The sequence below is a fragment of the Gemmobacter sp. LW-1 genome (assembly GCF_001303875.1).
Taxonomy (GTDB): domain Bacteria; phylum Pseudomonadota; class Alphaproteobacteria; order Rhodobacterales; family Rhodobacteraceae; genus Gemmobacter; species Gemmobacter caeni.
The window spans coordinates 262,163-288,369 of record NZ_LJSC01000051.1 but is presented as its reverse complement, the minus strand read 5'-3'; the positions used below and the strand labels follow the sequence as shown (position 1 = coordinate 288,369).

Sequence of the window (26,207 nt, the reverse complement as noted above, 5' to 3'; positions counted from 1 at the left end):
TTGAAAAGGGCGCCCGAAGGCGCCCTTTTTCGTTCCTCCCGGCCGGGGCTCAGCCGCCCCAGTGCCGGACCGGGCCGCAATCCATATGAACGAAGTTGGACCCGGAATACCGGCCCACACCACCCGAGGCACAGGATTCCGCCGCGCGGGCCATCTGACCTACCGAGCGCGATTTCAGCCGCAGATCGGCTGCCTGACCCTTCATATGCAGCGAGTTTTTCGCCACGCCGCCCGATTTCGACCGCAGCATCGCGTTTGTCTTCGGGCTGCGATAGCCCGACAGCAGCATGAACGGCTCGGACACATCCAGAAGACGGTGCGAGGCTGCCATGATGTCGACCGTGCGCGCATCCATGGATACGGCCTGATCGGTGCGCCAATCGCGCATGAAATGGTTAATTTCCTTCAGGACTTCGGGGATGTACTTCCCTTCGATCCAGTAGATCGTATCAAGGCTTTCGCCCGTCCGACCCGAATACATCCGGATACGCCGGATATCGCCTGCGCCCCGCAACAGCCCGAAAGCGTTGGAGTAGGTGGGTGCTGCCACAACCGCGGTTGCCGCGAACACACCAAGAAGGCCCCGCCGCGTGAACCCGGTTTTTTCTGCCATGCTCATGTGAAAGCCTGTCCTTCGGTCTTCTTATGCCGCTTTTCGTACGGCTCTGCCACTTTTGCCCAAGTGCACGAATTGTATGACACAAGTCGAATCGCAACAGAAGGGGCCAGATCGTCCGCAGGGGTCATTGAACGCCCGATCGGCAAATATTTGCTGAATCCGGCTCAGCGCAGGGAACCGATCGGCATTTCGCGGCTGAGTTGCCGAAATGTGACAAATTCACCCCTTGATTCAGGTATTCGCGCAACGGTCTGAACCGGATGTGAGTGGACTCGGGGCGCCAAATCTCCGAAATTTGCACGAAGTTGAATTGTTCGAGGTCAAGATGCCGCGTTTTCTTCGTCCGCGCCGCAAGGCGATGCCCTGTGCGCTGGCCCTGATGCTGGCCGCCGCGCCGCTGTCGGCGCAGCCGCAGATCAGCCCCTTCGCGCAGACCGTGGCGATTGCCGCCGCGAAGGATGACGCGCTTTCGGCCTTTTATGCGAAACGAAACTACCAGCCGATCTGGACCGCCGCCGATTCTGCCGAACGGCGCGCCATCCTGCTGGGGGCGCTGTCGCGGGCGGCCGATCACGGCCTGCCGGCGCAACGCTATGATGCCCGTGCTCTGGCCGAGGCCCTGCGCGCCGCCCGGACCGAAGGCGACCGCGCCCGCATCGAGGTTCGGATGACGCGGGCGCTCCTGGATTACGCGCACGACCTTCATTCCGGTGTGCTGGAGCCGAAGAAGATCGACTCGACCATCGTGCGCACCCTGCCGCGTCTTGAGGATGCGCAGGTTCTGACGGTCGCAGAAGCCGGGGATCTGGCCGGTTTCCTGGGGTCGCTGGCGCCGACCGCCCCGGCTTATGCGCAGCTGATCAAGGCCAAAATCGGGATCGAGCGTCAGATTGCCCGTGGCGGCTGGGGGGCTGAACTGACGAGCCGCCCCAAACCCGGCAGCAGCGGTGACGCGGTGGTCGCCCTGCGTGACCGTCTGGTCGCCATGGGATATCTCTCGCTCTCTGCCAGCCGCGATTATGACGCCGAGATCCAGCGCGCCGTTCAGCGCTTTCAGCTTGCGCACGGGCTGAACGCCGACGGCATCGTGGACGAAAGCACCCTGACCGAGATGAACGTGCCGCCCGAACAGCGGCTGAAATCCGTTCTCGTGGCGCTGGAGCGCGAGCGCTGGATGAATATCGAGCGCGGGCGGCGGCATATCTGGGTCAACCAGACCGATTTCACGGCCCGTATCATCGACGATGGCAAGGAAACCTTCGTTACCCGCGCGGTCATCGGCAAGAATGTCCCCGATCAGCGCACGCCCGAATTTTCGGACGAGATGGAATATATGGTGGTGAACCCGAGCTGGTCGGTGCCGCGCTCGATCACCACCAAGGAATACCTGCCGCTTCTGAAGAAGAACCCGAATGCGGCGGGTCATCTGAAGATCGTCGACAGCCGGGGCCGGGTGGTGGATCGCGGCTCGATCAATTTCGGCAAGTATACGGCGGCGAATTTCCCCTTTGCCATGCGCCAGCCGCCTTCGGATGGCAATGCGCTGGGGCTGGTGAAGTTCATGTTCCCGAACCAGTGGAACATCTATCTGCATGATACGCCTTCGAAATCTTTGTTTCAGCGCGAGGTCCGCGCCTTCAGCCACGGCTGTGTCCGGCTGGGCGATCCCTTCGACTTTGCCTATGCGCTTCTGGGGGCGCAAAGCGATGATCCGGTCGGGCTGTTCCAGGGTGTGCTGAAATCCGGACGCGAGCAGGCGATCAAGCTTGAACAGCATGTGCCGGTGCATCTGGTCTATTTCACCGCCTTCCCGGGACCGAAAGGTGAGATGAATTACCGGCGCGACATCTACGGCCGTGACGCGGCCATCTATCAGGCACTGATTGCGGCCGGGGTGGCGCCGGGCGGTCAACAGGGCTAAATCTGGACCGGGGCGCCGGTTGCCCCGGACAAGAGGATGCCATGGCCCATACGATCCGCGACATTGCTACCGCCCTTGGTGCCGAGGCGGCCGGAAACCTTGACCTGATAGTCTCTTGCGCGGCGGAGCCTCATTCGGCAGGGCCCGAGGCGCTTGCTCTGGCGCTGGACCCGAAATATGCGGGGGGGCTTGCCAAAGGGCAGGCGCGGGCGGCAATGCTCTGGCCCGGTGCGGACTGGCAGGAACTGGGGCTGGAGGCGGCCATCTTCGCGCCGCGCGGCCGGCTCGCCATGGCGGGCCTCAGCCGGATGCTGGACGCAGGCCCGGCTATCACCCCCGGCGTACATGCGATGAGCGTCATCGACCCCACAGCAGAAATCGGCGCCGGTGCGGCCATCGGGCCTTTCGTGACCATCGGCGCGGGCGTACGGATCGGGCCGAATGCCCGCATCGCGGGCCATGTCAGCATTGCGGAAGGCGCGACCATCGGGGCGGAGGCGCTGATCCTGCAAGGCGCGCGCATCGGGGCGCGGGTCACCATCGGCGACCGCTTCATCTGCCAGCCCGGCGCGGTGATCGGGGCCGATGGGTTCAGTTTCGTCACACCGGAACGCAGCGGGGTTGAAGAAATCCGCTCAACCCTTGGACAACGTGACGAAATTCGCGAACAAAGCTGGACGCGCATTCACTCTCTGGGGGCCGTCACCATCGGCGACGATGTGGAAATCGGCGCCAACGCCTGCATCGACCGCGGCACCATCCGCGATACCGCCATCGGATCAGGCACCAAGCTCGATAATCTGGTGCATATCGGGCATAATGTGCAGGTGGGCCGCGATTGCCTTCTCTGCGGACAGGTCGGCATTGCCGGATCGTCCAGAATCGGCGACCGTGTGGTACTGGCCGGGCAATGTGGTGTGAATGACAATATCTTTGTTGGCGACGATGTGATCGCTGGCGGGGCGACCAAGATCTTCACCAATGCGCCTGCAGGTCGGGTGCTGCTGGGGTATCCAGCGGTGAAGATGGAAACCCAGATCGAGATCAACAAGGCCTTGCGCCGCTTGCCGCGTCTGGCGGCGGCGGTTGCGGAACTTCAGAAAGTTGTTGCAAAGTCTTGATAATCCGACGGGCAATCTCGGGCATCAGGAGTGTGGCATGGGTGAGAGCGTCAAGGAACGGGTGATCGCCATTCTGGCGGAGCAGGCGGTGATGGACACCGCCGACATCCGCATGGAGGACAGCCTGGAGGATCTGGGGCTCGACAGCCTCGGTCTGGTGGAAAGCATCTTCGCCATCGAGGAAGCTTTCGACATTTCGGTTCCGTTCAACGCCAATGAACCGGGCAAGTCGCAGTTCGACATTTCCTCGGTCGCGGCGGTGATCGCGGCGGTCGAGGGGCTGGTGGCGCGGAAGGCTGCATGAAGCGTGTGGTCATTACCGGCGCGGGCACGATCAACGCGCTGGCCCAGGATGTGCAGGGAACCTTCGCCGCGATGCGCGAGGGCCGGGGTGGAATCGGGCCGCTGGACATCCGCGACGTCGACAGGCTGAACGTGAAGATCGGGGCGCAGGTCAAGGGCTGGCACCCGGAGGAACATTTCAGCCGCCAGCAGATCCTGCTGTACGACCGCTATACGCAGTTCACCCTGCACGCGGCGCGGCAGGCCGTGGCGCAGGCCGGGCTCGATTTCGACGGGCATCTTGGCTACGAGACCGGCGTGGTTCTGGGCACCGCCGGGGGCGGGCTGACCACGCAGGACGAGAATTATCGTGCCGTCTATGAGGAGGGGAAGAACCGGGTTCACCCCTTCGTCGTGCCGAAACTGATGAACAACGCCGCTGCCAGCCACCTGTCGATGGAATTCAACATCAAGGGGCCGAGCTTCACGGTGGCCACTGCCTGCGCCAGTTCCAATCATGCGATGGGGCTGGCCTTCCAGATGATCCGGTCGGGCGCCTGCCGCGCCATGCTGACCGGCGGGGCCGAGGCGATGCTGTGTTTCGGCGGCATCAAGGCCTGGGAGGGCTTGCGCGTCATGTCCACCGACGCCTGCCGTCCGTTCAGCCTCAACCGTTCCGGTATGGTTCAGGGCGAAGGTGCCGCGATCTATTTCTTCGAGGAATACGAACAGGCGCGCCGTCGCGGGGCCGAGATCCTGGCAGAGGTGATCGGCTTCGCCATGACATCGGATGCCTCGGACATCGTGATGCCCTCGAAACAGGGGGCGGCGCGGGCCATTGCCGGGGCGTTGCGCGACGCGGGCCTGAACCCGGAGGATGTGGGCTATATCAATGCGCATGGCACCGGCACCTCGGCCAATGACAAGACAGAATGTGCCGCGATTGCAGACGTATTCGGGCCGCATGCTGACCGGCTGATGATTTCCTCGACCAAGGCGATGCACGGGCATGCCATCGGTGGCACCGGCGCCATCGAGATGCTGGCCTGTCTGCTGGCCCTGCGTGAGGATATCATCGCGCCGACGATCGGTTATGAGGAGCCGGACCCCGAATGCGCGCTGGATGTTGTGCCGAATGTGGCGCGGCAGGCGCGGGTGCCGGTGGTTCTGTCGAATGCCTTTGCCTTTGGCGGCATGAATGCGGTGCTGGCCCTGCGCCGCGCACCATAGCAAAAGGCCGCGCCTCAGGCACGGCCTTTCTTTTTCATCCGTCAGGCGATCAGTTCGCCGCAGCCGGAGCGGGCAGCGCGTCAAAGCCCTTGGTGAATCCCTTCAGCGAGATGTTCAGAACGACCTTCTGATCAGGCGCGGCCACCGGAACGATGGTCATGGTCGCCTTGTTGCCCTTCTTCATCGTCGCCACTTCCTCGGCGGTGAAGCCGATGCGGGCAACGCAGCTGGCGCGGTCACACCACGAGAAGGGATAGACCTTCGGTTTGCCACCATCAATGGCGATGACGATGTTTTCGGTCAGCAGGGTTTCCAGCGGCGCGGTGATCGAGGCACCGGCCTGCGCCTTTTCCCCCTTGGGCAGCGGGAACATGCCGATCTCGGCGACCGGATTACCCTGCTCGTCTTTCAGAAGCTGGTAAAGCTGGCAAAGGTCCGGCTGGCCTTCGGCACCGCGCATGCAGCGTTCGGCCCAGTCGTCATAGGTTTCCTTGACATAGATCGAACCGGGGCCATCGGCCGGCTGTGCCGCCGGAGCGGGTTCCGCCGGAGCGGTGGTTTCCGGTTGCGCCTGCGTCGTGGTGGTGTCGGCGGGCTGGGTCTCGGTCGGCGCGGTTTCCTGCGCCAGCGCTGCACCTGCCAGACCGAAGGACAGCGTGACAGCCAGAGCCTTGGTCATATCAATCATCGGCATAGCGATTGTTCCTCAAATCATGATGGCCGCCCGTTTAGCATGCGGCGGGCAGGGTGTCAGGCCGGAAAACGGGGCCATGAACGCGAATGTGAGGCATGGGCGGCGAATTGCCGCGCGGCCGGATCACGAAACACGACATGCGGCCCGCAAAATGAAAAAGGGCCGGTAACCCGGCCCTTTTCCTCAACGGATATTGCTCCCTGTCGGACTGGCCGACTTCATTGAGGCTGACGCTACGGCCTGTGCGGCCACAGGTCAACATCTATTTTTGACGCTTTCGTGAAGAAAAACGACGTTTCCGGCAGTCAGCTTTTACGGAAAAAAGCCGCGCCCGGACAGGCGCGGCCAGTCGACAGGGAGGAAGTCACCGCCCCGGCGCGCTGCGGAAAACCGCAAGGGCGCCTGAGACCAGATCAGACTGGCACAAAGCTCTTAACACTGTATTTTCAAGGCGCGCGCAGGCGTGTACCGGCAGGAAAGGGCGGATTGTGAGTGCTGAGCAGGGGATGATCTTCGTGGGCGGTGGTGGCGAGGGCTATGGCACGCCGCAGCAGCTCTTGCTGAAATACGGCAACCGTCACGGGCTGATCGCCGGGGCGACGGGCACGGGCAAGACGATCACGCTGCAAATCCTGGCGGAAGGGTTCTCCGCCGCCGGTGTGCCGGTCTTCCTGTCGGATGTGAAGGGCGATCTGGGTGGGCTGGCGGTGCCCGGTTCACCCGAGGGCAAGCTGCATGACGCCTTTATGAAGCGCGCCGCGACCATCGGGCTGGATCTGGTTTATGGCGCGCCGCCTGTCACCTTCTGGGATCTTTATGGCGAGCAGGGCCACCCCGTCCGCACTACCGTCTCCGAGATGGGCCCCTTGCTGCTGTCGCGGCTGATGGAACTGACCGAACCGCAGGAAGGCGTGATCAACGTGGCCTTCCGGCTGGCGGACGACGAACAGCTTCCGCTGCTGGATCTGAAAGACCTGCAAGCCATGCTGACCTTCATCGCCGAGAATGCCAAGGCGATCTCGGCCCGTTATGGTCTTGTTTCGGCGGAATCGGCGGCGGCGATCCAGCGGCGGCTTCTGGTGCTGGAAAATCAGGGCGGGGCAAAGATGTTCGGCGAACCGGCGCTGGCGCTGGCCGATCTGATGCAGACCGATGCGCAGGGCAGGGGCCGCGTCAATATCCTTGCCGCCGACAAGCTGATGCAGGCGCCGCGTTTGTACGCGACCTTCCTGCTGTGGCTGCTGTCGGAACTGTTCGAGGAGTTGCCCGAGGTGGGCGACCCCGACAAGCCGAAGCTGGTGTTCTTCTTCGATGAAGCGCATCTGCTGTTTGACGGGGCACCCAAAGGCCTGGTCGACAAGGTCGAGCAGGTGGCGCGGCTGATCCGCTCGAAAGGGGTGGGGGTCTATTTCATTACCCAGAACCCGGCCGATGTGCCTGACAAGATCCTCGGCCAGTTGGGCAACCGGGTGCAGCATGCGCTGCGCGCGTTCACCGGCCGCGATCAGGTGGAACTGACCCGCGCGGCCGAAACCTACCGCCCCAATCCGCGTTTCGATACGAAAGATGCGATCCGCGAAGTCGGTACCGGCGAAGCCGTCACTTCCTTTCTGGAGGCAAAGGGCGTGCCCGGCATGGTGGAACGTACGCTGATCCGGCCCCCTGCCTCACAGATCGGCCCGATCCCGGCTGAGACGCGGGCGGCGATCCTTGCCGCCTCGCCGGTGAAAGGCAAATACGAGACGCTGATCGACCGCGATTCCGCCTATGAGCGGCTGCGGGCGCGATCAGAGGCCGCCGCGCGCGAGGCGGCGGCGCAGGACGAGGCAAAGGCACAGGAAAAGGCGGGCAGCGACTGGAAGATCGACCGCAAGGAAATCGAGGAGTTCCGCAATGCCCGCCGCTACGACCCGAAAGGCGGCAGCAGCGCCGAACGGCCGCGCACTACCAGCCGCAGCAGCAGTTCACGCAGCGACAGCGTGGCCGAGGCCTTTGCCAAAAGCTTTGCCCGGCAACTGGGCACCAAATCCGGGCAGGCGGTTATCCGTGGCGTTCTGGGCACACTTTTCGGCAAGAAATGACCCGAGGAATGGCACGGGAGCGTCACATGCGTGCCGTTATTTGACCCAATATATCAGACTGGCGCATAATGCGCGCGTGATGGGGAGCAAGTGAATGCCGCTGACGAATGCCGAGCAATATGCGCTTGAACTGATCAACCGTGCCCGGCTCGATCCGCTGGCTGAGATGAAGCGTCTTGGCCTGTCGTCCCTGAACGACGGGCTGGCCTCCGGAACCATCAAGGCCACAGCCAAGGAGGCTCTGGCCCCGCAGGAACATCTGGAAAGCTCGGCCCAGGCCTATGCGGTGTGGATCGGCTCCCCGTCCAAGAACGGGCTGAGCTGGCCGGACCTCCAACAGAACTATCTTCCCTATCACTATGGCCCCGGCAAGAATTCGTATGCCGACCGCATTTATGATGCGGACTACAACGGGGGCAGCGGTGCCAACTGGGTCGGGGAAAACCTGACGCTGCGGGATTACAACGGCACCACCTTCGAAAAAAGCGTCGTGGCGCATCATGCGGACTGGATGAACAGCCCGGGTCACCGCCTGAACATCCTGCGCGATGAATTCCGCGAGATCGGTTACGCGCAGGAGCGCGGCACTGTCTCCGGTGTGCTGGTCTCGGTCGCGGTGACCGATTTCGGCAAGGTTGCAAGCCGGGCCTGGGTCACCGGGGTCGCTTATTCCGACCGGGATGGCGACGGATTCTATTCAATGGGCGAGGGCCGGTCGGGTCTGAAAATCTCTGTCGTCAAGGGGGACCGCGACACCACCGCGGGCGCGGGCGGCTATGCCGTGTCGGCCAAGATGGGCAGCGACGTGACGGTAAAGATCGGCAAGGCCATCACGATCGGCGTCGATCTGGCCGAAGGCAACGTGAAGGTCGATCTGGTCAACGGATCTGTGCTGAAGGTCTCCGGCGATGTCACGCTGATCAGCGGCATCGCACGGGCCGAACTCCTCGGGGTTGTCGAGGCCGGGCTGACCGGCAATGACAAGGGCAATATCCTGACCGGCAACAGCGCGCGCAACACGCTGTCGGGTGAGGGCGGCAATGACGTCCTGCGTGGCGGCGGCGGCAATGACGCGCTGTCCGGGGGCAAGGGCCGGGATCGGCTGTATGGTGATTTCGGCAATGACACGCTGACCGGCGGGCAGCAGGGCGACAAGCTTTACGGCGGTGCCGGCAAGGACCGGCTCGCCGGGGAGGCGGGATCGGACATGCTGTATGGCGGGGCCGGGGCCGACACCTTCGTTCTGGGCAAGGGCCATGGCGCGGACCGGGTGATGGATTTCAGCATGGCCGAGCGTGACCGGCTGGCCTTTGACGATAATCTCTGGACCGGCAAGCTGAACGCGCGCCAGGTGGTCGAGAAATTCGCCTCGGTTACCGAGGCAGGGGTGGTGTTCGATTTCGGCCGCGGCAACATGCTGGTGCTGGAAGACCTCACCACGACCGACGGTCTGTCGGCGCGGATCGGGATCTTCTGATCCGCGATCCGCAGCCGCAGGGGATATAGCCCCTTACAGCGGACGAACTTTCAGCCGAGTCAGCCGGTTTTCGCGTTTGGCTGCGACTTCAAAGCGGAAGCCGTGGAAGCTGAAAGCCTGCCCTTCGGCGGGGATCATCTGCGCCTCGTGGATCACCAGACCGGCAATCGTGTTGGCTTCGTCATCGGGCAGGTGCCAGTCCATCGCGCGGTTCAGGTCTCGGATCGTCATGGCGCCGTCGACGACGTAATCGCCGTTTTCGTCGCGGCTCAGCGCCTCTTCCTTCTGCACCACATCGAATTCGTCGGTAATGTCGCCGACGATTTCCTCGATGATGTCCTCCAGCGTGATCAGGCCCTGAATAGCGCCATATTCATCGACGACGATGGCGAAATGCGTGCGCCGCTTGAGGAACTCGCGCATCTGTTCATCCAGCGTCGTGGTCTCGGGCACGAAATAGGGCTTCATCGCCACTTTCATCACGTCGAGTTCGGACAGCGCGTCGGATTTGCCCGAATTCTGGCGCAGCACGCGTTCGACCTCGCGCAGCAGATCCTTCGCATGGATCACGCCAACGATGTTCTCGCTGTCACCACGATAAAGCGGCAGGCGGGTATGCGGCGACGACAGAACCTGCGTCAGGATCGCCTCGGGCGGCAGATCGGCGTCGACCATCTCGATATGGCGGCGGTGGCGCATCACCTCTTCCACTGCGCGGTCCCCAAGATGCAGGGCACCCAGCAGGCGGTCACGGTCTTCCTTTTCCACCGCGCCTTCCGAATGGCCCAGCGCAATGGCGCCCACGATTTCCTCGCGCATCGCGAGCATCCGGCCCTCAGGGTCAGGCTTCAGACCCATCAGCCGCAGCAGTCCGCGCACCAGAATGCGCACCAGCAAAACGACCGGCGAGAAAATCACCATCAGAACGCGGATGATCGGCGCGACGCGGGCGGCGACCTGTTCGGGATAGGTGATCGACAGGGTTTTCGGCAGCACCTCGCCAAAGACCAGAACCAGCGCTGTCATCACAAAGGTTGCCAGCGCCACGCCATTCGCGCCGACCAGCCGGGTCAGCAGTGCGGTCGCCAGCGAGGCCGACAGGATATTGACGATATTGTTGCCCAGCAGCAGCGCGCCGATCATGCGCTCGCTGTCTTCCGTCACCCGCATGGCGGCGGCGGCGCCGGTCGATCCCTTGTCGGCCTGCGCTTTGAGCTTACCGCGCGAGGCGGCGGTCAGCGCGGTTTCCGAGCCGGAAAAGAAGGCCGACAGCAACAGAAGGCAGACGATGGCCCCCGCCATGATCCAGTCGGCCGTTTCCAGCAACGGCGCGGCAGCTTCGGCAGTCTCGGGGGTCATTCGTCTTCGGTCCTTCGGGCCAGAGGGTGATGGGTCAGAACAAGGGATTTCAGATGGTCGTCGAGAACGTGGGTATAGATCTCGGTCGTTGCAACATCTGCGTGGCCCAGAAGGGTCTGGATCACGCGCAGATCGGCACCCCCGGCCAGCAGATGCGTCGCGAAGGCATGGCGCAACGTATGGGGTGTGACCTTTCCGGGGGAGACCCCGGCCAGAACCGCAATCTGCTTGATCAGGATGTAGAAATGGTTGCGTGTCAGATGCCCGGCCGCGCCGCGCCCCGGAAACAGGTATTTCGACGGGGCGGCGCCTTCCTTGCGCGCAGCCTCTTCGGCCCGGTCGCGCCGGGCGAGCCAGTCGGCCACCGCCTCGCGCGCCGGGGGGGAGAGCGGCACCATGCGCTCTTTCCCGCCCTTGCCGCGCACGAGGATCATCTGCGGATCACCCCGCACCGCCGCAACCGGTAGTTCGACCAGTTCCGAAACCCGCATCCCGGTGGCATACAGCAATTCCACCAGCGCGCGATTGCGGATCTGGTCGTCCAGCGAGCGGCCCTTGTCGCGCGCAGCCTCCAGCAGGCGGTCAACCTCGTCATGGCTCAGAACCTGGGGCAGTTTCTTTTCGCGCCCCGGCGCAGACAGACGCAGCGCCGGATTGTCGGCCCGCCAATCCTCCTCATGCGCAAAGCGGAACAACTGCCGGATGGCGGACAGTCGCCGTGCGCGGGTGGCGGGCGACAGGCCCCCGGCCTCGCAGGAGATCAGGTAATGCTCCACCCCCTCGCGGTCGACCGAGGTGAAATCCTGTTTGCGATGCCTGAGCCAGCCTGCGAAATCCAGCAGGTCGCGCCCGTAGGCCAGCCGCGTATTGCGCGCAGCCGAACGCTCGGCCGCCTGAGCGTCGAGGAAGGTCGAGATCCAGCGCTCCATACCGGCGGGTGCGGTCATCCGCGCCGCTCCAGCAGCAGAAGCTCCAGCGCGGTGCGGCGGGCGGCATCCTCCAGTCCCATGCGCCGCAGCAGAGACAGGCCCTCGGCCACGCCGCGCGGATCGCCATGCACGCCGCGGCCGACCCGCGCAATCGCCCACAGCAGCGCCTCGCCAAAGCGCCGCTCGTCCAGCAGGCGCTGCGGCTCGGCGGTGATTTCCGGCGCAAGGAAAGCCGGGGCAATGGCGCGCGACATGCTGTCAGGCGGCGTCAGCCCGTTGATCTTTCCGCGCGCCAGCCCGATGAGGAACGCCTCCTGCACATCCGGCTGCGGTACCGCTCCGGCACGGTCCTTCGCGGCCCGTTCATAGGCGGGCGACAGCAGCGCGATGTGGAAGGCCAGCGTAGCGGCATCGCCGGTCAGGCCCACCTGCATCAGCCGGTCGCCATAAAGGGCGGCAAAGGTCGATTCCAGCTCCGCCCCGACCATCGCCTGCCAGACATCAGGCAGGATGCGCGCAATCCGCGTGCGGTCGCCACCGGACAGCGCGGCATCGAAGCGCTGGAACAGATCGACCCGGTCCCATACCCCGCCAGAGGCGGCAGGCGCCCGCGCGGTATACATGCCCAGCAGAAGATTTGGGGTGATGGCCCCCACGCGTGACAGCCGTTCTGCCGCTTCAACCTGCGCCTTCCAGCCCGCCTGCGGCCGCAATTCGGCATGGGCAAAGGCGATGGGCAGACCGAGCGTTGGCAGGGGCTCGCCGATCGCCTCGTAGATGCGCCAGACCAGCGGTGTCGGCTGGGGAGGCGGAGGCAGCGAGGGGATGCTGTCAGCCAGTTCGGCATCGAGAAACCGCACCAGCAAAACCTCGTCTTCCGGCTCCACCTGGCCAAGCGCGCGGGCAGTGTTCAGCGTCAGGGCGGCGGCGTTCCAGTCGCCCGCCCGTGCCAGGCAGAACACCCGCGCCGTCAGTGTCGGCGCCAGATGCGGTGAGGATTGCATCTCGATGCAGGCACTGTCTTCCTGCCCGGTGAGCAGCGCAATGTCGAATCGGCGGCGGAACAGCTCAGGCGTGCGCGCGCGCACCAGCTGGATCAGCCCCGAGGCCTGATCCAGTGCCCCCATCGCCAGCAGCTTGTCGATCCGCGCCAGCAAAAGCCGTCCCTCCGGCCCGCTGTCGACCGGCGGATTGGCCTCGGCCAGCAGAAGCGTGCTGAACAACCCCTGGAGGGTGGGCAGAACCGGCTCTTCCGCTTCGGTGATGGTGCGGGCAAGGTCGCTCGCACGGGTCAGCCCCCACAGATCACGCGGCAGGCCGGTGCGTTCGGCAGGCAACAGCCCCACACTGTCGGGGGTGGGGGCGCCCAGCACCGTCACCGTCACCTCTGCCGGACGCGCATCCTTGGTGACCGCCGGTTCATTGGCGGGCCGTTCGGGCAGTGGCACCGAACTGGGGATCTTGCCACCCTGCGGTGGTGTGGCGCGATGCGATCCGGGCGCTGCAACGGATTTCGACAGCCAGTCGATGGCCGACATCGGATTGTCGGCCCGCGCCGGCATCGCTCCGCCCAGGGTCAGGCAGAGAATCGCCGCGAGTCGCCGCGTCTCAATTCGCATCAAGTGTCACCGGCACCGAAATTTCGCGCGGCTCAGGGTCGGGCAGGCCGAAATAGGCATAGCCCGCAAGCCCCACGAAGCCCAGCATGGCCAGCAGCAGAAGAAGTTTGATGATGCGCCCCATATGCCCGGCCCTCTGACGTGATGTTTATTCCCCGTCACCGCGACCGGCGGGGGTTTGCCGACGATTATATATGGCATTTTGCGCAAGTTCACGCCATTCAGGGCAAAACTTTCTGCGACCGGCAGTCGATTGCCGGACGGGCCGCAGAATGAAGGAAAAAAGGGCGAAGGGGATGGACCGACTGAAGAAGACCGTGGCGCTTGTCGGGATGATGGGTGCGGGCAAGACGGCGGTGGGTACCGCCGTGGCGCGGCTTCTGGGGGTTCCGTTCCGTGATTCCGACGAAGAAATCGTGCAGGCCGCGCAGCGCAGCATCGCCGAAATCTTTGAACGCGACGGCGAGCCGTTCTTCCGCGCCCGCGAGACCGAGGTACTGGGCCGCCTGCTGCGTGGAACGCCCTGTATCCTGTCGACCGGCGGTGGTGCCTTTCTGGCCGAACAGAATCGCGCACTGATCGGCGGGGCAGGGGTTTCGGTCTGGCTTCGGGCCGATCTGGATCTGCTCTGGCAACGCGTGCGGCACAAGACGACCCGGCCGCTGCTGCGCACCGCCAACCCGCGCGAGACGCTGCGCAACCTCTATGAGGCGCGGGTGCCGCTCTATGCGATGGCGGATCTGGTGGTGGATGCGGCGCCCGAACTTTCAATCGACGATATGGCACAGCGCGTGGTTGCCGCCCTTGCGACGCGACCCGATGTGCTGGAAAGGACTGACGCATGACTGGCATCGAAACCGTTCATGTCGCGCTGGGGGCGCGGGCCTATGATGTGCGTATCGGCACCGGGCTGATCGGCGCCGCCGGGCAGGAAATCGCACCGCTGCTGCGGCGCAAGCGCGTGGCTATCGTCAGCGATGCCCATGTCGCCGCCGTGCATCTGGCGCCACTGCAAGCCGCGCTGGCGGCGGAGGGCATCGTCTCCGAGGCGCTGATCCTTCCGCCCGGTGAGGCGACGAAGGGCTGGCCCGAGTTTTCCCGCACTGTCGAATGGCTGCTGGAACAGAAAGTTGAACGCCGGGACATCGTGATTGCACTGGGCGGCGGGGTGATCGGCGATCTGGTCGGCTTCGCCTCCGCCGTGCTGCGACGGGGCGTGCGCTTCGTGCAGATCCCGACCTCGCTTCTGGCCCAGGTCGACAGTTCGGTCGGCGGCAAGACCGGCATCAATACAGCACAGGGCAAGAACCTTGTCGGGGCCTTCCACCAGCCCAGTCTGGTTCTGGCGGATATTGACGTGCTGCAAAGCCTGCCCGCGCGCGATTTCCTGTCGGGCTATGGCGAGGTGGTGAAATACGGCCTTCTGGGCGATTCCGCTTTCTTCGACTGGCTGGAAACCAACGGCCCCGCTCTGGCCGCCGGTGATGCCGACGCCCGGCAATATGCCGTCCGCCGTTCCGTCGAGATGAAGGCCCGGATCGTGGAGCGCGACGAGACGGAGGAGGGCGACCGCGCCCTGCTGAACCTCGGTCACACCTTCTGTCATGCGCTGGAAAAGGCCACCGGCTACAGCGACCGTCTGCTGCACGGCGAAGGTGTCGCCATCGGCTGCGCGCTGGCTTTCGAGCTCAGTCAGCGCCTTGGCCTTTGCTCGCAAGAGGCTCCCAGCCGCGTTCGCGCCCATCTGCGCTCCATGGGGATGAAGGTCGATATGGCGGATATTCCAGGCGATCTGCCGGACGCCACTGCGCTTCTGGCGCTGATGGGGCAGGACAAAAAGGTCATTGATGGCCGCCTGCGCTTCATCCTCGCCCGCGGTATCGGCGGCGCCTTCGTGGCCGAAGACGTACCGGGCGATGCCGTCCACACCCTGCTGACCGAAGCCTTGGCCCGAAAGGGCTGAGGGCAATCGCAATGGCTTCGAAGGCCCCCATCAGGCGGCTGATCTTCGGTCGACCACTCATGTCTGTAAGATTGGCTGGGGTGCTAGGATTCGAACCTAGGTATGGCGGTACCAAAAACCGCTGCCTTACCACTTGGCGACACCCCAACCGTGCGGCGGTGTTTAGTCAAAGCCGCGCCCCCTGACAAGAGGGTCTGAAAGGAATTTCGAAAGTTTTGTGAAATATGAAGGACTTGCGGGCCAAAGTTAAGTCTTTGGTGCACTGGGCAGGTCATACTGTGGAGGATGGCTGGGGTGCTAGGATTCGAACCTAGGTATGGCGGTACCAAAAACCGCTGCCTTACCACTTGGCGACACCCCAACCGTGCGGCGGTGTTTAGCCAAGCTTCGCGGAGGGTGCAAGAGGCTTTTGCAGGCTTTCCGACCTGTGCTAAGCCGCCCGCATGACCGAAGTGGATTCAATCATTCTTGGGGCCGGGGCGGCCGGGCTTTTTGCCGGGATCGAAGCGGCGCGGCGAGGCCGTCGCGTGCTGGTGGTCGATCATGCGAAGGCGGCGGGCGAGAAGATTCGCATCTCGGGCGGCGGGCGCTGCAACTTTACCAATCTCGATATCCGGGCCGAACGCTTTCTGTCGAGGAACCCGCGTTTCGCGCTGTCGGCGCTGAAACGTTATACCCAATGGGATTTCATCGCGCGGCTGGATGCGGCGGGAATCGCCTGGCATGAAAAGACGCTGGGGCAATTGTTCTGCGATGGCTCGGCCACTCAGATCGTGCAAATGCTGACCCGGCATCTGGCCCAGGCGGGTGGCATGCTGTGGCTCGGGACAGAGCTGGGGGCGGTGACGCGGGACGGGCCGGGTTTTCGCGTCGAGACCGCGCGCGGCGCGGTGATGGCGCAAAGCGTGGTGGTGGCGACGGGCGGCAAGTCGATCCCGAAGATGGGCGCGACCGGCTATGGCTATCGCATCGCCGAGAGCTTCGGTCTTGGGCTGGAAGAGACACGCCCGGCGCTCGTGCCGCTGACGCTCGCCGCGCAGGAGCTGGAGCGGACGAAGCTGCTGTCCGGCACGGCGGTGACCGGCAGCGCCAGCCATGGCCGCACGCGGTTCGACGAGGCGGTGCTGTTCACCCATCGCGGGCTGTCGGGGCCTGCGATCCTCCAGATCAGTTCCTATTGGCGCGAAGGTGATGCGATCACGCTGGACCTCGCAGGCGGTCAGGATGCCGGTGCGGTGCTGCGCGCCCAGCGGCAAAGCGGCGGGCGTATCGCGCTGCGCACGGCGCTGGCGCGGGTCGTGCCGGAAAAGCTCGCGCGGTATCTGGAGGAAGCTTCGGGCCTGACTGGCAATCTGGCCGATCAGCCGAACGCGGCGCTCGACCATCTGGCAGCGCTGGTCCATGCGCATCGCATCACGCCGGTGGGCAGTGAAGGCTATCGCACCGCCGAGGTGACGCTGGGCGGGGTCAGCACCGATATGCTGGATGCCCGCACGATGGAGGCGAAGGCTGTACCGGGGCTCTATTTCATCGGCGAGGTTGTGGATGTGACCGGCTGGCTGGGCGGCTACAATTTTCAATGGGCGTGGTCGTCGGGCTGGGCGGCGGGTCAGGTTATTTGAATCCGATAATGATGATTATGTAATATAAACTATCATGCGAAGCCTGAAAATCCTGTAACGCTTGCATTCCGGCCCGGCGAAGGCCAAAGAACGATCAGCAGCCACAAGGACCGCGCCCATGACCTTCTCCCGCGCCATCAAGATCGCCCCGTCGATCCTTTCCGCCGATTTCGCCAATTTCGGTGCCGAATGCGAAGCCATCGAGGCGCAAGGCTGCGACTGGGTGCATGTCGATGTGATGGACGGCCACTTCGTTCCGAATCTGACATTCGGGCCAGCCACTTGCGCGGCGATCCGCAAGCACATCCAGGGCGTGATGGACGTGCATCTGATGATCGCGCCGGTCGATCCTTACATCGATGCTTTCGCCCAGGCCGGTGCCGATGTGCTGACCGCGCATCTTGAGGCCGGGCCGCATATCCACCGCACGCTTCAGGCGATCCGCGGGCATGGCATCAAGGCCGGTCTCGCGCTGAACCCGGCGAGCGGGCTGGACAGCCTGCCGTATCTGCTCGACATGGTGGACCTGATCTGCGTGATGACAGTGAACCCCGGCTTCGGCGGCCAGAAGTTCATTCACAGCCAGGTCGACAAGGTGCGCGCCCTGCGCGCCATGATCGGCGACCGGCCGATTCACATTGAAATCGACGGCGGTGTGACACCGGAAACCGCGCCTTTGGTGGCGGCAGCCGGGGCTGATGTTCTGGTCGCGGGTTCGGGCGTGTTCAAGGGTGGCTCGGTTGCTAATCCGGCGCCCTATGGCGAGAATATCCGGGCCATCCGTGCCGCGGCTGAGGCCGCCCGGCAAGCCTAATACATATTCAATACTTGCAATGTGATTTTTCCGGGGCTATTCCGGCCTGATCTGCCGTTCCGGCATGACGGAGTCTGCGATGCGCCTGAATCCACGCCGCTATCTGCCGATCCTGGATTGGGGATCGCGCTACACCGCCGAGACGCTGGGCAATGACCTGCTGGCGGCGGTGATCGTGACGATCATGCTGATCCCGCAATCGCTGGCCTATGCGCTGCTGGCGGGCCTGCCGCCCGAGGTCGGGCTTTACGCCTCGATCGCGCCACTGGTGCTTTACGCGCTGTTTGGCACCTCGCGGACGCTGGCGGTTGGCCCGGTGGCTGTTGCGAGCCTGATGACGGCGGCGGCGGTGGCGCCGCTGGCGGCACAAGGCACGCCGGAATACCTTGGCGCGGCGGTGGCTCTGGCGATGCTGTCAGGCTTGATGCTGCTGGCGATGGGCGTGCTGCGGCTGGGGTTTCTGGCCAATTTCATCAGCCATCCGGTGATTTCCGGCTTCATCACCGCCTCAGGCATCCTGATCGCCGCCGGGCAACTTCCGCAGATCCTTGGCGTTTCAGCACGGGGCGAGACGCTGCCGCATCTGCTGTCCTCGCTCTGGGCAAAACTGGGTGACACCAAACCTTCTGCCCTCATGATCGGCGGCGCGGTCATCGCTTTCCTGTTCTGGAGCCGCACGCGGCTGAAACCCTTGCTGATCGCGCGGTTCAACCTCAGCGCAAGGCTGGCGGGCGCGCTGTCGCGCGCGGCGCCCATTCTGGCCGTGGCGCTGACCATCCTCGCGGTCAAGCTGTTCGCCCTGACGCTGCCGGTGGTGGGCGATATCCCGCGTGGCCTGCCCGCGCCCACCCTGCCCCCGTTCGACCCGGTTCTGTGGTCACAGATCGCGGTGCCCGCGCTGCTGATTGCGCTGGTCGGCTATGTGGAGACGATCTCGGTCGCGCAGACGCTGGCCGCCAAACGCCGTCAGCGTATCGACCCCGATCAGGAGCTGATCGCGCTGGGCGCCGCGAATGTCGGCGCCGCCGTCTCGGGCGGCTTTCCGGTGACGGGCGGTTTCGCGCGATCTGTTGTGAACTTCGACGCAGGCGCCGAAACCCCGGCGGCGGGCGCCTTCACCGCCGTGGGCATGGCCGCCGCCACACTGTTCCTCACGCCGCTGCTGGCCGATCTGCCGAAAGCCACGCTGTCGGCCACCATCATCGTGGCGGTACTGAGCCTTGTTGATCTGGGCGCCCTGCCCCGGACCCTGCGCTACAGCCGTGCCGATTTTGCCGCCATGCTGGCCACCATTCTGGTGACGCTGGTTCTGGGGGTGGAAACCGGCATCAGTGCCGGGGTGGCGCTGTCACTCGGGCTGCATCTGTGGCGGTCATCGCGCCCGCATGTCGCGGTGGTGGGTCAGGTGCCGGGAACCGAACATTTCCGCAATATCGACCGGCATAATGTGGTGACGGCGACCGATGTGCTGTCGATCCGTATCGACGAAAGCCTTTATTTCCCGAATGCGCGCTTTCTGGAAGATCGCCTGCTGGCCGAAATCGCCGATAACCCCGGCCTGCGCCATATCGTGCTGATCTGCAATGCGGTGAATGTGATCGACAGTTCGGCGCTGGAAACGCTGGAGGCGCTGAATGCCCGCCTGCGCGACGGCGGCGTGACGCTGCACCTGTCCGAGGTGAAAGGCCCGGTGATGGACCGCCTGTCGCGCAGCCATTTCCTGCACGAACTCAGCGGCCGGGTTTTCCTGACGCAGTATGATGCGATGGTGGCACTCGCACCCGCCCTCACCGCAGAAACCCGCGCGGCGGCACGGGTGGAAACGGCGAAGGCGGCGCGCTGATCAGACCACCGCGCGTTCGCGGAACGGGCGGTTTTCCAGCATCCGCGCGACCGACAGGTCGCTGAGGTCGATGCTCTGCCAGCCGCCGGTCAGCAGATGTTCGGCGATGCCGCGCCCGACGGCGGGCGATTGTTGCAGCCCGTGGCCGGAAAAACCGTTCATCAGAAACAGGTTCGGCAGTTCCGGGTGCGGCCCGAGAATCGCGTTCTGATCCAGCGTGTTATAGGCGTAATGCCCGACCCAGTGGCGCACCACCTTCACCGCGTCGAACCCCTGCGCGCGATTGTAAAGCTGCTCCCAGATGACATCCTCGAACAGATGCAGGTCGGGGTCGAAATCATTCGGGTCGCAAGGCCCATCGTCCTGCGGCACGGTGGCGGTGATCCAGTGTTCATGCTCGGGGCGCAGATAGTAGCCCGCATCCACCAGCAGGGGCGCCTCGGGGTGGCGGGCGTTCGGCGCGTCGATCACGAAGACGGTGCGCTTGCGCGGCTCCACCGCCAGATCGAGGCCTGCCCAGCGGCAGATCTCGGCCGCGCGGGTGCCGGCGGCATTGATCGCGGCGGCGCAGGCGATGGTGCCGCGCTTTTCCAGCGTCACCGCCGTTACCCGCCCGCCTTCCACCGTCAGCCCGGTGGCGCGGTCGGTCACGAACTCCGCCCCCTGCGCCCTGGCCGCCGCGCGGAAGCCCGCGAGCAGGCCCATATTGTCAAACCAGCCTTCATCGCGGCTGCCGAAAGAGCCTGCGGTGATGTCTTCCACCTGCATCCAGGGGAACAGCGCCTGCACCGCCTCGGGGGCCAGCACCTCGGTCGCGGCGCCATGGGCGCGCTGCATCGCGGCCACTTCCTCAAGGATCACCCGCCCCTCGTCGCTGTGGCTGAGGAAAAGATAGCCGTTTTCCCTCAGACCCAGCGAGCCAACGCCCGCCTCAACCCCAAGGCTTTCGCGGAAATCACGGATGAAGCCCACGCCAAAGCGCGAGATTTCCACGTTCACCGCCGTGGTGAATTGCTGGCGGATCGAGGCGACGGAAAGCGCGGTGGAGGCTTGCGCGAAGCTGGTGTCACGCTCCGCCACCAGAACACGCAGGCCGGGCTGCATCCTGGTCAGCCAGAACGCTGCCGAAGCGCCCATGACCGCGCCGCCAATGATGATCACATCATACCGATCCTGCTGTTCCATTGCCTGCCTCTGCACCGTTTGGCCCGTGCTATCGCAGTCCGCCTGCCGCTGCCAGCCCATCCGCGACATGCCCCGCTTGCCCGCGCCAGTCATAAACTTTTGATTGAACGGTCAGTATTTCGCGCGCATATGCCCGTGGGAAGGTCGACAGGCCGCAGTGGAACAGGCAGCCTTGAAGCAGATGACTCGGACCTTGCGAAAGGCATGCTGGTGACGCGGATTCTTGACCTGCTGAACGGAATCGCGACGGCCAAACAGACGGCCGAAGTCTGGTCCATGGCGACCGGATTCTTCGCCGATCTCGGTTTTGCCCGCGTGAACTACGGCTTCAGCCGGTTCCGGCACGGGGCCTCAATGGGGCGGCCAGAGGATATGCTGTTTCTCAGCACCTTCGACCCCGGATATGGCCAGATGTATTTCGGGGGCGGCTTCTATGCCCGCACGCCGCTCTATCGCTGGGCGCTGGAGCATGACGGGCTTTGCACCTGGCGCTGGGTGGCCGAACGTCACGCCGCAGGCCAGCTTGCGCCGGACGAGGCGCAATCGGTGGCGCAGAATGCGGCGCTTGGCCTGACCGCAGGCATCACCATCAGCTTCCCTGAGGCCAGCCCGCGCCAGAAGGGCGCGCTGGGTCTGGCCGCTGACCCCGGACTGAACCATGACGATGTGGATGCGGTTGTCGCAGGCGAAGGTGCTGCCTTGCAGGCCGTTGCCCATGCGATGCACCTGCGCATCTGTCACCTGCCCTTCACTCCGCAGCGCCGCACGCTTTCGCAGCGCCAGCGCGAGGCGCTGGAATGGGTGGCCGAGGGCAAGACCACGCAGGAGGTCGCGCAGCGCATGGGGGTTTCCGTCGCCATGGTGGAAAAGCACCTGCGGCTGGCCCGGCAGGCGCTCAATGTGGAGACCACCGCCCAGGCCGTCGCCAAGGGCACCCTGCTGAACGAAATCCTGCATCACCGCCTGTCGCCGGTTCTGCGCGCAGCGGAATAGGCGCTTACGGAAGAAGGCTGGTGCTGAAAGACTGGTTCAGGCGTTTGGACGCTTCGGTCATAGCGGCCAGCGGATGCCTGAGGCACCCTGCAAGCCCCGCGCCGGAAAAAACCACGCCGACATCCGTCGCCTTGCGCCCGCGCCGATCCAGCACGCAGGTCAGAACGCCCGCCGTATCGCCGTAGCGGCTGTGAAACTGCACAGCCGGCCAGGTGCCGACCACCACGGTCGATGTTTCAAGGAAGGTGACCATCCTGGTCAACCGGACCCGGCGCAGCCCTTCATATTGCGGAAAGATCGCTTTCTGGAAGGCCGAGACACAGGCCTCGTCGCGTGCCTTCCAGTCAGCGGCACGGAGGCTGTAATCACGCTTCATCGTGACTGTATCCGCAAAGGCAGAACTGGCACAGAAAGCGGCAGCAAACAGGAGGATGGAAAAGCGCAACGGGAAGCTCCGGCCAGTGAATCGCACACATGCAGTATCGTCCCCGGCGCGCCGCTGTCACCGCAAAAGAAAACGGCGCCCGAAGGCGCCGTTTCTGTCGGTCTGGAAACCGGATCAGCCCTGAAGCGCCTTGGCAACTTCGGCGGCGAAATCCTCTTCCTTCTTCTCGATGCCTTCGCCGACGGCGACGCGGGCATAGCCGGTGATTTCAACGCCAGCCTCTTTCGCCGCAGCTTCCACGGTCAGGTCGGGGTTGATCACGAAGGCCTGACCCAGCAGCGTGTTCTCGGCGAGGAACTTCTTCATCCGGCCGGGAATGATGTTGTTGTGGATCACCTGCTCCGGCTTCGGCTTGGCCGAAGTGGCGTTTTCTTCCAGCGCCTTGGCGGTCTGCACAGCCAGTTCACGCTCCAGAACGGTCGGGTCCAGCGTGGCTTCCGACAGCGACAGCGGCGCGGTGGCGGCGATGTGCATGGCGAATTGCTTGCCGATGGCCTGCGCCTTGGCGGCATCACCTTTCAGCGCAACCAGCACGCCGATCTTGCCCATGCCTTCGGTCGCGGCATTATGGACGTAGGAGACGACGGTATCGCCTTCCAGAACGTGCAGACGACGCAGGGTCATGTTCTCGCCGATACGGGCGATGGCATTGGTCAGCACCTGTTCCACGGTCTCGCCGTTCAGATCAGCGGCTTTCACCACTTCGATCGACTCGCCGGTTTGCAGGGCAACCTTGGTCACTTCGCGCACGAGGTTCTGGAAGTCCTCGTTCTTGGCCACGAAGTCGGTTTCCGAGTTGATCTCGACAGCCACGCCGCGGCCATTGCTGACGGCGACGCCGATCAGGCCCTCGGCCGCCACGCGGTCGGCCTTCTTGGCGGCTTTCGCCAGACCCTTGGTGCGCAGCCAGTCCACGGCGGCTTCCATGTCGCCATTGGTCTCGGTCAGCGCCTTCTTGGCGTCCATCATGCCCGCGCCGGTCGACTCGCGGAGCTCTTTCACCATCGCTGCGGTGATCGTCATGTGTATTCTCCCAGAAACGGATGATCCCGACGGGCTATGCGCCCGCCGGGTAACGTCTGTGCGACAAAGCTCAGGCTTCGGCGGCAGCCTCTTCCTCGGGCGCTTCTTCCAGCGCGCCAAGGTCGACGCCGGCGGCGCCAAGCTGAGCCGACATGCCGTCAAGCGCGGCACGGGCCATCAGGTCACAGTAGAGCGAGATCGCGCGGGCGGCGTCGTCGTTGCCCGGGATCACATAATCCACGCCCTTGGGCGAGCAATTGGTGTCGACCACGGCCACGACCGGGATGCCCAGCTTCTGTGCCTCGAGGATCGCCAGATCCTCTTTACCCACGTCGATGATGAACAGCAGGTCCGGCACGCCGCCCATTTCACGGATGCCGCCCAGCGAAGCCTGAAGCTTGGCCTGCTCGCGTTCCATGTTCAGACGCTCTTTCTTGGTCAGACCTTCGGCGCCGGTGGCCAGCAGTTCGTCGAACTGCTTCAGGCGCTGGATCGACTGCGAAACGGTCTTCCAGTTGGTCAGCGTGCCACCGAGCCAGCGGTGGTTCATGTAGTATTGCGCGCATTTCTCGGCGGCTTCGGCGATCGGCTTCTGGGCCTGACGCTTGGTGCCGACGAAGAGGATGCGGCCGCCCTTGGCCACGGTATCGCGCACGACTTTCAGAGCCTGGTCCAGCATCGGGACGGTCTGGGTCAGGTCGACGATATGGATGCCGTTGCGGTCGCCGTAGATGTACTGACCCATCTTCGGGTTCCAGCGCTGGGTCTGGTGGCCGTAGTGAACGCCAGCTTCAAGCAGCTGACGCATGGAAAACTCGGGGAGCGCCATGTCCATTTCCTTTCCGGTTTGCGCCTCGGCGAAGCCTTGAGGGATCTCTCCCAACCGGCGGACCCGCGGGGATGTCTCCCCCGAAAGCCCAAGCCTCGCCTGTGAAGTGCGCCGCCTTTAGCGCCTGTGCCGGGGGATTGCAACCCCCTGCCCGGCTTTCGCGCCTCTGGCACCTGTCGGATGCCTCCGGCGGGGATATTTTTGCCAAGATGAAGACACACCGTCCTCCGCTTTCATCTTGGCCTTAAATATCCCCGCCGGAGGCTCCCGCAAGCGTCACTTGCGCAAAGGCCGGGCTTGGGCGACAAGGCAGACATGACACCTGACATCCTTTGCATCGGTTCGGTCCTGTGGGACATCATCGGCCGCTCGCCCGCCGTCATGCGGGTGGGATCGGACGTGCCGGGCCGCATCACCCGGCTGCCGGGCGGCGTGGCCATGAACATCGCCATGACACTGCGCCGTTTCGGACTGGTGCCGGGTCTGATCACCGCCATCGGCCGCGATGCCGAGGGCGAGGAGCTGGTGGCCGCCTGTGCCCGGATGGGCATGGTGACCGATCATATCTACCGCTCCGAGGATCTGCCGACCGACCGCTACATGGCGGTCGAGGGCGCGAACGGGCTGGTGGCGGCAATTGCCGATGCGCATTCGCTGGAGGCGGCGGGCGACAAGATCCTGCGACCGCTTTCAGATGGACGCCTGGGCAGTGCACCCGCGCCCTGGGCCGGGCCGATCGCGCTGGACGGCAACCTGACCGAGGCGCTGTTGTCCGAAATCGCCGCTTCGCCGCTCTTCGCCCTGTCGGACCTGCGGGTCGCCCCCGCCAGCCCCGGCAAGGCCGAACGCCTGCGCCCGCTGATGGCGCATCCGCGCGCGACGCTTTATGTCAATCTGGAGGAAGCCGGGCTGCTTTGCGCCGCCGAATTCGCCACTGCCCCCGCGGCGGCCGAAGGCCTGCTGGCCCGCGGCGCGCATCGGGTGCTGGTCACCGATGGCGGGCGGCCATGTGCTGAAGGCACGCAGGGCGCTGGCGTCATCTCGGATCGCCCGCCCGAGGTGCTGGTGACGCGGATCACCGGCGCGGGCGACACCTTCATGGCCGCGCATATCGTGGCCGAACAGCGCGGCGCCAGCCGCGAACAGGCGCTGGCCGCCGCCCTGCGCGCCGCCGCCATCTACGTATCAGGAGAAATCGGATCGTGACCCTGCCGCTGACATTCACCCCCGAGGTCCGGGCCGCGCTGGACGAGGGCCGCCCCGTGGTGGCACTGGAATCCACCATCATCACCCATGGCATGCCGTTCCCACAGAATGTGGAAGCCGCCCGCGCGGTGGAGGCCGAAGTGCGTGCGCATGGCGCCGTGCCCGCCACCATTGCGGTGATGGACGGGCGCATCCACATCGGGCTGTCTGATGCGGCGCTGGATGCGCTGGGGCAAGCTCAGGGTGTCATGAAACTCAGCCGCGCCGATCTGGCGGCCTGTCTGGCCATGGGGCGCATGGGGGCAACCACGGTGGCTGCCACCATGATCTGTGCCGCGCTGGCGGGGATCGAGGTCTTTGCCACCGGCGGTATCGGCGGCGTGCATCGCGGCGCCGATACCAGCTTCGACATTTCCGCCGATCTGCCGGAATTCGCACTGACTGCGGTGACTGTGGTGGCAGCCGGAGCCAAGGCCATCCTCGACCTGCCGAAAACGCTGGAGGTTCTGGAAACCCAGGGCGTACCGGTCATCGCCTATGGTCAGGATGCCTTCCCCGCCTTCTGGTCTCGCGATTCCGGCCTGCGCGCGCCCCTGCGGATGGACAGCGCGGCCCAGATCGCGGCGGCACAGGTGATGCGCGGTCAACTGGGCCTGTCCGGCGGGCAACTGGTGGCCAACCCGATCCCGACCGAGGCGGAAATCCCGCTGGACGAGATCGGCCCCGCCATCGAAACCGCGCTGGCTGAGGCAGAGGTGCAGGGCATCGCCGCCAAGGAGGTCACGCCCTTCCTGCTGGACCGCATCTTCACGCTGACCGACGGCCGCTCGCTGGATGCCAATATCGCCCTTGTTCTGAACAATGCCCGGCTTGCTGCGCAGATCGCGGGCGAAATCGTCCGCCTGCGGGCGTAACGCAGCGGCAAACGGTTGAAACCGCCGCGCGCAGCACC

At 64.7% G+C, this 26,207-nt stretch carries 24 protein-coding genes and 2 tRNA genes; 14 read left to right on the top strand and 12 right to left on the bottom strand.

All coding sequences use genetic code 11. The annotated features are described in order from the left end of the window. Window positions 1-49: 49 nt before the first annotated feature. Window positions 50-619 carry a DUF882 domain-containing protein gene (locus tag AO684_RS15390; protein WP_054303604.1) on the bottom strand — a complete coding sequence of 190 codons (570 nt, stop codon included), beginning with the start codon at window positions 617-619 and terminating at the stop codon, window positions 50-52. A gap of 325 nt (window positions 620-944) precedes the next feature. Between AO684_RS15390 and AO684_RS15385 the strand changes: the two genes are divergently transcribed. From AO684_RS15385 to AO684_RS15370, 4 genes are read left to right on the top strand one after another with little or no spacing between them, the layout of a single operon-like run. Beyond that, window positions 945-2,540, top strand: coding sequence for a L,D-transpeptidase family protein (locus AO684_RS15385; protein WP_082401037.1), 1,596 nt, complete (start codon window positions 945-947; stop codon window positions 2,538-2,540). Between the two features lie 41 nt (window positions 2,541-2,581). Next, complete coding sequence (locus AO684_RS15380) at window positions 2,582-3,661, top strand: UDP-3-O-(3-hydroxymyristoyl)glucosamine N-acyltransferase (RefSeq protein WP_054303603.1); 1,080 nt, start codon at window positions 2,582-2,584, stop codon at window positions 3,659-3,661. Window positions 3,662-3,698: 37 nt separating this feature from the next. Beyond that, window positions 3,699-3,965: an acyl carrier protein gene (locus AO684_RS15375; protein ID WP_054303602.1), complete on the top strand. Its 267-nt coding sequence runs from the start codon at window positions 3,699-3,701 to the stop codon at window positions 3,963-3,965. Continuing rightward, window positions 3,962-5,173 (top strand): beta-ketoacyl synthase, encoded by a 1,212-nt coding sequence (locus AO684_RS15370; protein ID WP_054303601.1) that lies wholly within the window; start codon window positions 3,962-3,964, stop codon window positions 5,171-5,173. Before AO684_RS15375 ends, AO684_RS15370 begins: the two co-directional genes overlap by 4 nt. Before the next feature lie 49 nt (window positions 5,174-5,222). Here the strand turns inward: AO684_RS15370 and AO684_RS15365 are convergent, their stop codons facing one another. Then, a complete protein-coding gene (locus AO684_RS15365; RefSeq protein ID WP_054303600.1) occupies window positions 5,223-5,867 on the bottom strand; it encodes an invasion associated locus B family protein in 645 nt (214 codons plus the stop codon). Window positions 5,868-6,373: 506 nt separating this feature from the next. Between AO684_RS15365 and AO684_RS15360 the strand changes: the two genes are divergently transcribed. Continuing rightward, window positions 6,374-7,948 carry a helicase HerA-like domain-containing protein gene (locus AO684_RS15360; protein WP_054303599.1) on the top strand — a complete coding sequence of 525 codons (1,575 nt, stop codon included), beginning with the start codon at window positions 6,374-6,376 and terminating at the stop codon, window positions 7,946-7,948. 94 nt (window positions 7,949-8,042) lie between these two features. Beyond that, entirely contained in the window at window positions 8,043-9,425 is a 1,383-nt protein-coding gene (locus AO684_RS15355) for a CAP domain-containing protein (RefSeq protein ID WP_054303598.1), read from the top strand. 33 nt (window positions 9,426-9,458) lie between these two features. Here AO684_RS15355 and AO684_RS15350 read toward each other — a convergent pair whose 3' ends face one another. From AO684_RS15350 to AO684_RS22505, 4 genes are read right to left on the bottom strand one after another with little or no spacing between them, the layout of a single operon-like run. Further along, complete coding sequence (locus AO684_RS15350; protein WP_054303597.1) at window positions 9,459-10,784, bottom strand: HlyC/CorC family transporter; 1,326 nt, start codon at window positions 10,782-10,784, stop codon at window positions 9,459-9,461. Next, window positions 10,781-11,731: a site-specific tyrosine recombinase XerD gene (locus AO684_RS15345; RefSeq protein WP_054303596.1), complete on the bottom strand. Its 951-nt coding sequence runs from the start codon at window positions 11,729-11,731 to the stop codon at window positions 10,781-10,783. Before AO684_RS15345 ends, AO684_RS15350 begins: the two co-directional genes overlap by 4 nt. After that, entirely contained in the window at window positions 11,728-13,332 is a 1,605-nt protein-coding gene (locus AO684_RS15340) for a hypothetical protein (protein ID WP_054303595.1), read from the bottom strand. The genes AO684_RS15345 and AO684_RS15340 overlap by 4 nt, the downstream gene beginning before the upstream one ends. Next, window positions 13,322-13,456, bottom strand: coding sequence for a hypothetical protein (locus AO684_RS22505; RefSeq protein WP_255349802.1), 135 nt, complete (start codon window positions 13,454-13,456; stop codon window positions 13,322-13,324). The genes AO684_RS15340 and AO684_RS22505 overlap by 11 nt, the downstream gene beginning before the upstream one ends. Window positions 13,457-13,604: 148 nt before the next feature. On the opposite strand from AO684_RS22505, the gene AO684_RS15335 reads away from it, so the two are divergent. Both AO684_RS15335 and aroB read left to right on the top strand, forming a co-directional pair. Next, window positions 13,605-14,177, top strand: coding sequence for a shikimate kinase (locus AO684_RS15335; RefSeq protein ID WP_082401024.1), 573 nt, complete (start codon window positions 13,605-13,607; stop codon window positions 14,175-14,177). Further along, window positions 14,174-15,295: a 3-dehydroquinate synthase gene (aroB, locus tag AO684_RS15330; protein ID WP_054303594.1), complete on the top strand. Its 1,122-nt coding sequence runs from the start codon at window positions 14,174-14,176 to the stop codon at window positions 15,293-15,295. Before AO684_RS15335 ends, aroB begins: the two co-directional genes overlap by 4 nt. A gap of 72 nt (window positions 15,296-15,367) precedes the next feature. Here aroB and AO684_RS15325 read toward each other — a convergent pair. Beyond that, window positions 15,368-15,442 (bottom strand) — tRNA-Gln (locus tag AO684_RS15325). Between the two features lie 139 nt (window positions 15,443-15,581). Then, window positions 15,582-15,656 (bottom strand) — tRNA-Gln (locus AO684_RS15320). 82 nt (window positions 15,657-15,738) lie between these two features. Between AO684_RS15320 and AO684_RS15315 the strand changes: the two genes are divergently transcribed. From AO684_RS15315 to AO684_RS15305, 3 genes are all read left to right on the top strand, one after another. Next, window positions 15,739-16,917 carry an NAD(P)/FAD-dependent oxidoreductase gene (locus tag AO684_RS15315; RefSeq protein WP_054303593.1) on the top strand — a complete coding sequence of 393 codons (1,179 nt, stop codon included), beginning with the start codon at window positions 15,739-15,741 and terminating at the stop codon, window positions 16,915-16,917. A gap of 118 nt (window positions 16,918-17,035) precedes the next feature. Continuing rightward, complete coding sequence (gene rpe / locus AO684_RS15310; RefSeq protein WP_054303592.1) at window positions 17,036-17,731, top strand: ribulose-phosphate 3-epimerase; 696 nt, start codon at window positions 17,036-17,038, stop codon at window positions 17,729-17,731. A 79-nt stretch (window positions 17,732-17,810) separates the two neighbouring features. Beyond that, entirely contained in the window at window positions 17,811-19,574 is a 1,764-nt protein-coding gene (locus AO684_RS15305; protein WP_229825303.1) for a SulP family inorganic anion transporter, read from the top strand. Here AO684_RS15305 and AO684_RS15300 read toward each other — a convergent pair whose 3' ends face one another. After that, window positions 19,575-20,759, bottom strand: coding sequence for an FAD-binding oxidoreductase (locus AO684_RS15300; RefSeq protein WP_054303590.1), 1,185 nt, complete (start codon window positions 20,757-20,759; stop codon window positions 19,575-19,577). Window positions 20,760-20,969: 210 nt separating this feature from the next. Here AO684_RS15300 and AO684_RS15295 point away from each other — a divergent pair, with 210 nt between their 5' ends. Beyond that, window positions 20,970-21,752: a LuxR family transcriptional regulator gene (locus AO684_RS15295; protein ID WP_158640433.1), complete on the top strand. Its 783-nt coding sequence runs from the start codon at window positions 20,970-20,972 to the stop codon at window positions 21,750-21,752. A 4-nt stretch (window positions 21,753-21,756) separates the two neighbouring features. Here AO684_RS15295 and AO684_RS15290 read toward each other — a convergent pair whose 3' ends face one another. From AO684_RS15290 to rpsB, 3 genes are all read right to left on the bottom strand, one after another. After that, complete coding sequence (locus AO684_RS15290) at window positions 21,757-22,128, bottom strand: hypothetical protein (protein ID WP_152968438.1); 372 nt, start codon at window positions 22,126-22,128, stop codon at window positions 21,757-21,759. A 183-nt stretch (window positions 22,129-22,311) separates the two neighbouring features. Further along, window positions 22,312-23,220, bottom strand: a complete 909-nt coding sequence (gene tsf, locus AO684_RS15285; protein ID WP_054303587.1) for a translation elongation factor Ts — start codon at window positions 23,218-23,220, stop codon at window positions 22,312-22,314. A gap of 70 nt (window positions 23,221-23,290) precedes the next feature. Then, a complete protein-coding gene (gene rpsB, locus AO684_RS15280; protein WP_108126741.1) occupies window positions 23,291-24,055 on the bottom strand; it encodes a 30S ribosomal protein S2 in 765 nt (254 codons plus the stop codon). A 309-nt stretch (window positions 24,056-24,364) separates the two neighbouring features. Here rpsB and AO684_RS15275 point away from each other — a divergent pair, with 309 nt between their 5' ends. Together AO684_RS15275 and AO684_RS15270 are read left to right on the top strand one after the other, a co-directional pair. Beyond that, window positions 24,365-25,255: a PfkB family carbohydrate kinase gene (locus AO684_RS15275; RefSeq protein WP_082401022.1), complete on the top strand. Its 891-nt coding sequence runs from the start codon at window positions 24,365-24,367 to the stop codon at window positions 25,253-25,255. Continuing rightward, a complete protein-coding gene (locus AO684_RS15270) occupies window positions 25,252-26,169 on the top strand; it encodes a pseudouridine-5'-phosphate glycosidase (RefSeq protein ID WP_200907823.1) in 918 nt (305 codons plus the stop codon). Before AO684_RS15275 ends, AO684_RS15270 begins: the two co-directional genes overlap by 4 nt. Window positions 26,170-26,207: the final 38 nt, after the last annotated feature.

What these genes read in the sequence shown, in the direction of transcription:
- rpsB (WP_108126741.1), bottom strand. Translation starts at nt 24,055, where the DNA reads ATGGACATGGCGCTCCCCGAGTTTTCCATGCGTCAGCTGCTTGAAGCT.
- aroB (WP_054303594.1), top strand. Translation starts at nt 14,174, where the DNA reads ATGACTGGCATCGAAACCGTTCATGTCGCGCTGGGGGCGCGGGCCTAT.
- AO684_RS15360 (WP_054303599.1), top strand. Translation starts at nt 6,374, where the DNA reads ATGATCTTCGTGGGCGGTGGTGGCGAGGGCTATGGCACGCCGCAGCAG.
- AO684_RS15380 (WP_054303603.1), top strand. Translation starts at nt 2,582, where the DNA reads ATGGCCCATACGATCCGCGACATTGCTACCGCCCTTGGTGCCGAGGCG.
- AO684_RS15275 (WP_082401022.1), top strand. Translation starts at nt 24,365, where the DNA reads ATGACACCTGACATCCTTTGCATCGGTTCGGTCCTGTGGGACATCATC.
- AO684_RS15315 (WP_054303593.1), top strand. Translation starts at nt 15,739, where the DNA reads ATGACCGAAGTGGATTCAATCATTCTTGGGGCCGGGGCGGCCGGGCTT.
- AO684_RS15340 (WP_054303595.1), bottom strand. Translation starts at nt 13,332, where the DNA reads ATGCGAATTGAGACGCGGCGACTCGCGGCGATTCTCTGCCTGACCCTG.
- AO684_RS15350 (WP_054303597.1), bottom strand. Translation starts at nt 10,784, where the DNA reads ATGACCCCCGAGACTGCCGAAGCTGCCGCGCCGTTGCTGGAAACGGCC.
- AO684_RS15390 (WP_054303604.1), bottom strand. Translation starts at nt 619, where the DNA reads ATGAGCATGGCAGAAAAAACCGGGTTCACGCGGCGGGGCCTTCTTGGT.
- AO684_RS15305 (WP_229825303.1), top strand. Translation starts at nt 17,811, where the DNA reads ATGCGCCTGAATCCACGCCGCTATCTGCCGATCCTGGATTGGGGATCG.
- AO684_RS15385 (WP_082401037.1), top strand. Translation starts at nt 945, where the DNA reads ATGCCGCGTTTTCTTCGTCCGCGCCGCAAGGCGATGCCCTGTGCGCTG.
- AO684_RS15335 (WP_082401024.1), top strand. Translation starts at nt 13,605, where the DNA reads ATGAAGGAAAAAAGGGCGAAGGGGATGGACCGACTGAAGAAGACCGTG.
- AO684_RS15300 (WP_054303590.1), bottom strand. Translation starts at nt 20,759, where the DNA reads ATGGAACAGCAGGATCGGTATGATGTGATCATCATTGGCGGCGCGGTC.
- AO684_RS15370 (WP_054303601.1), top strand. Translation starts at nt 3,962, where the DNA reads ATGAAGCGTGTGGTCATTACCGGCGCGGGCACGATCAACGCGCTGGCC.
- rpe (WP_054303592.1), top strand. Translation starts at nt 17,036, where the DNA reads ATGACCTTCTCCCGCGCCATCAAGATCGCCCCGTCGATCCTTTCCGCC.
- AO684_RS22505 (WP_255349802.1), bottom strand. Translation starts at nt 13,456, where the DNA reads ATGGGGCGCATCATCAAACTTCTTCTGCTGCTGGCCATGCTGGGCTTC.
- AO684_RS15365 (WP_054303600.1), bottom strand. Translation starts at nt 5,867, where the DNA reads ATGCCGATGATTGATATGACCAAGGCTCTGGCTGTCACGCTGTCCTTC.
- AO684_RS15345 (WP_054303596.1), bottom strand. Translation starts at nt 11,731, where the DNA reads ATGACCGCACCCGCCGGTATGGAGCGCTGGATCTCGACCTTCCTCGAC.
- AO684_RS15375 (WP_054303602.1), top strand. Translation starts at nt 3,699, where the DNA reads ATGGGTGAGAGCGTCAAGGAACGGGTGATCGCCATTCTGGCGGAGCAG.
- tsf (WP_054303587.1), bottom strand. Translation starts at nt 23,220, where the DNA reads ATGACGATCACCGCAGCGATGGTGAAAGAGCTCCGCGAGTCGACCGGC.
- AO684_RS15290 (WP_152968438.1), bottom strand. Translation starts at nt 22,128, where the DNA reads ATGAAGCGTGATTACAGCCTCCGTGCCGCTGACTGGAAGGCACGCGAC.
- AO684_RS15355 (WP_054303598.1), top strand. Translation starts at nt 8,043, where the DNA reads ATGCCGCTGACGAATGCCGAGCAATATGCGCTTGAACTGATCAACCGT.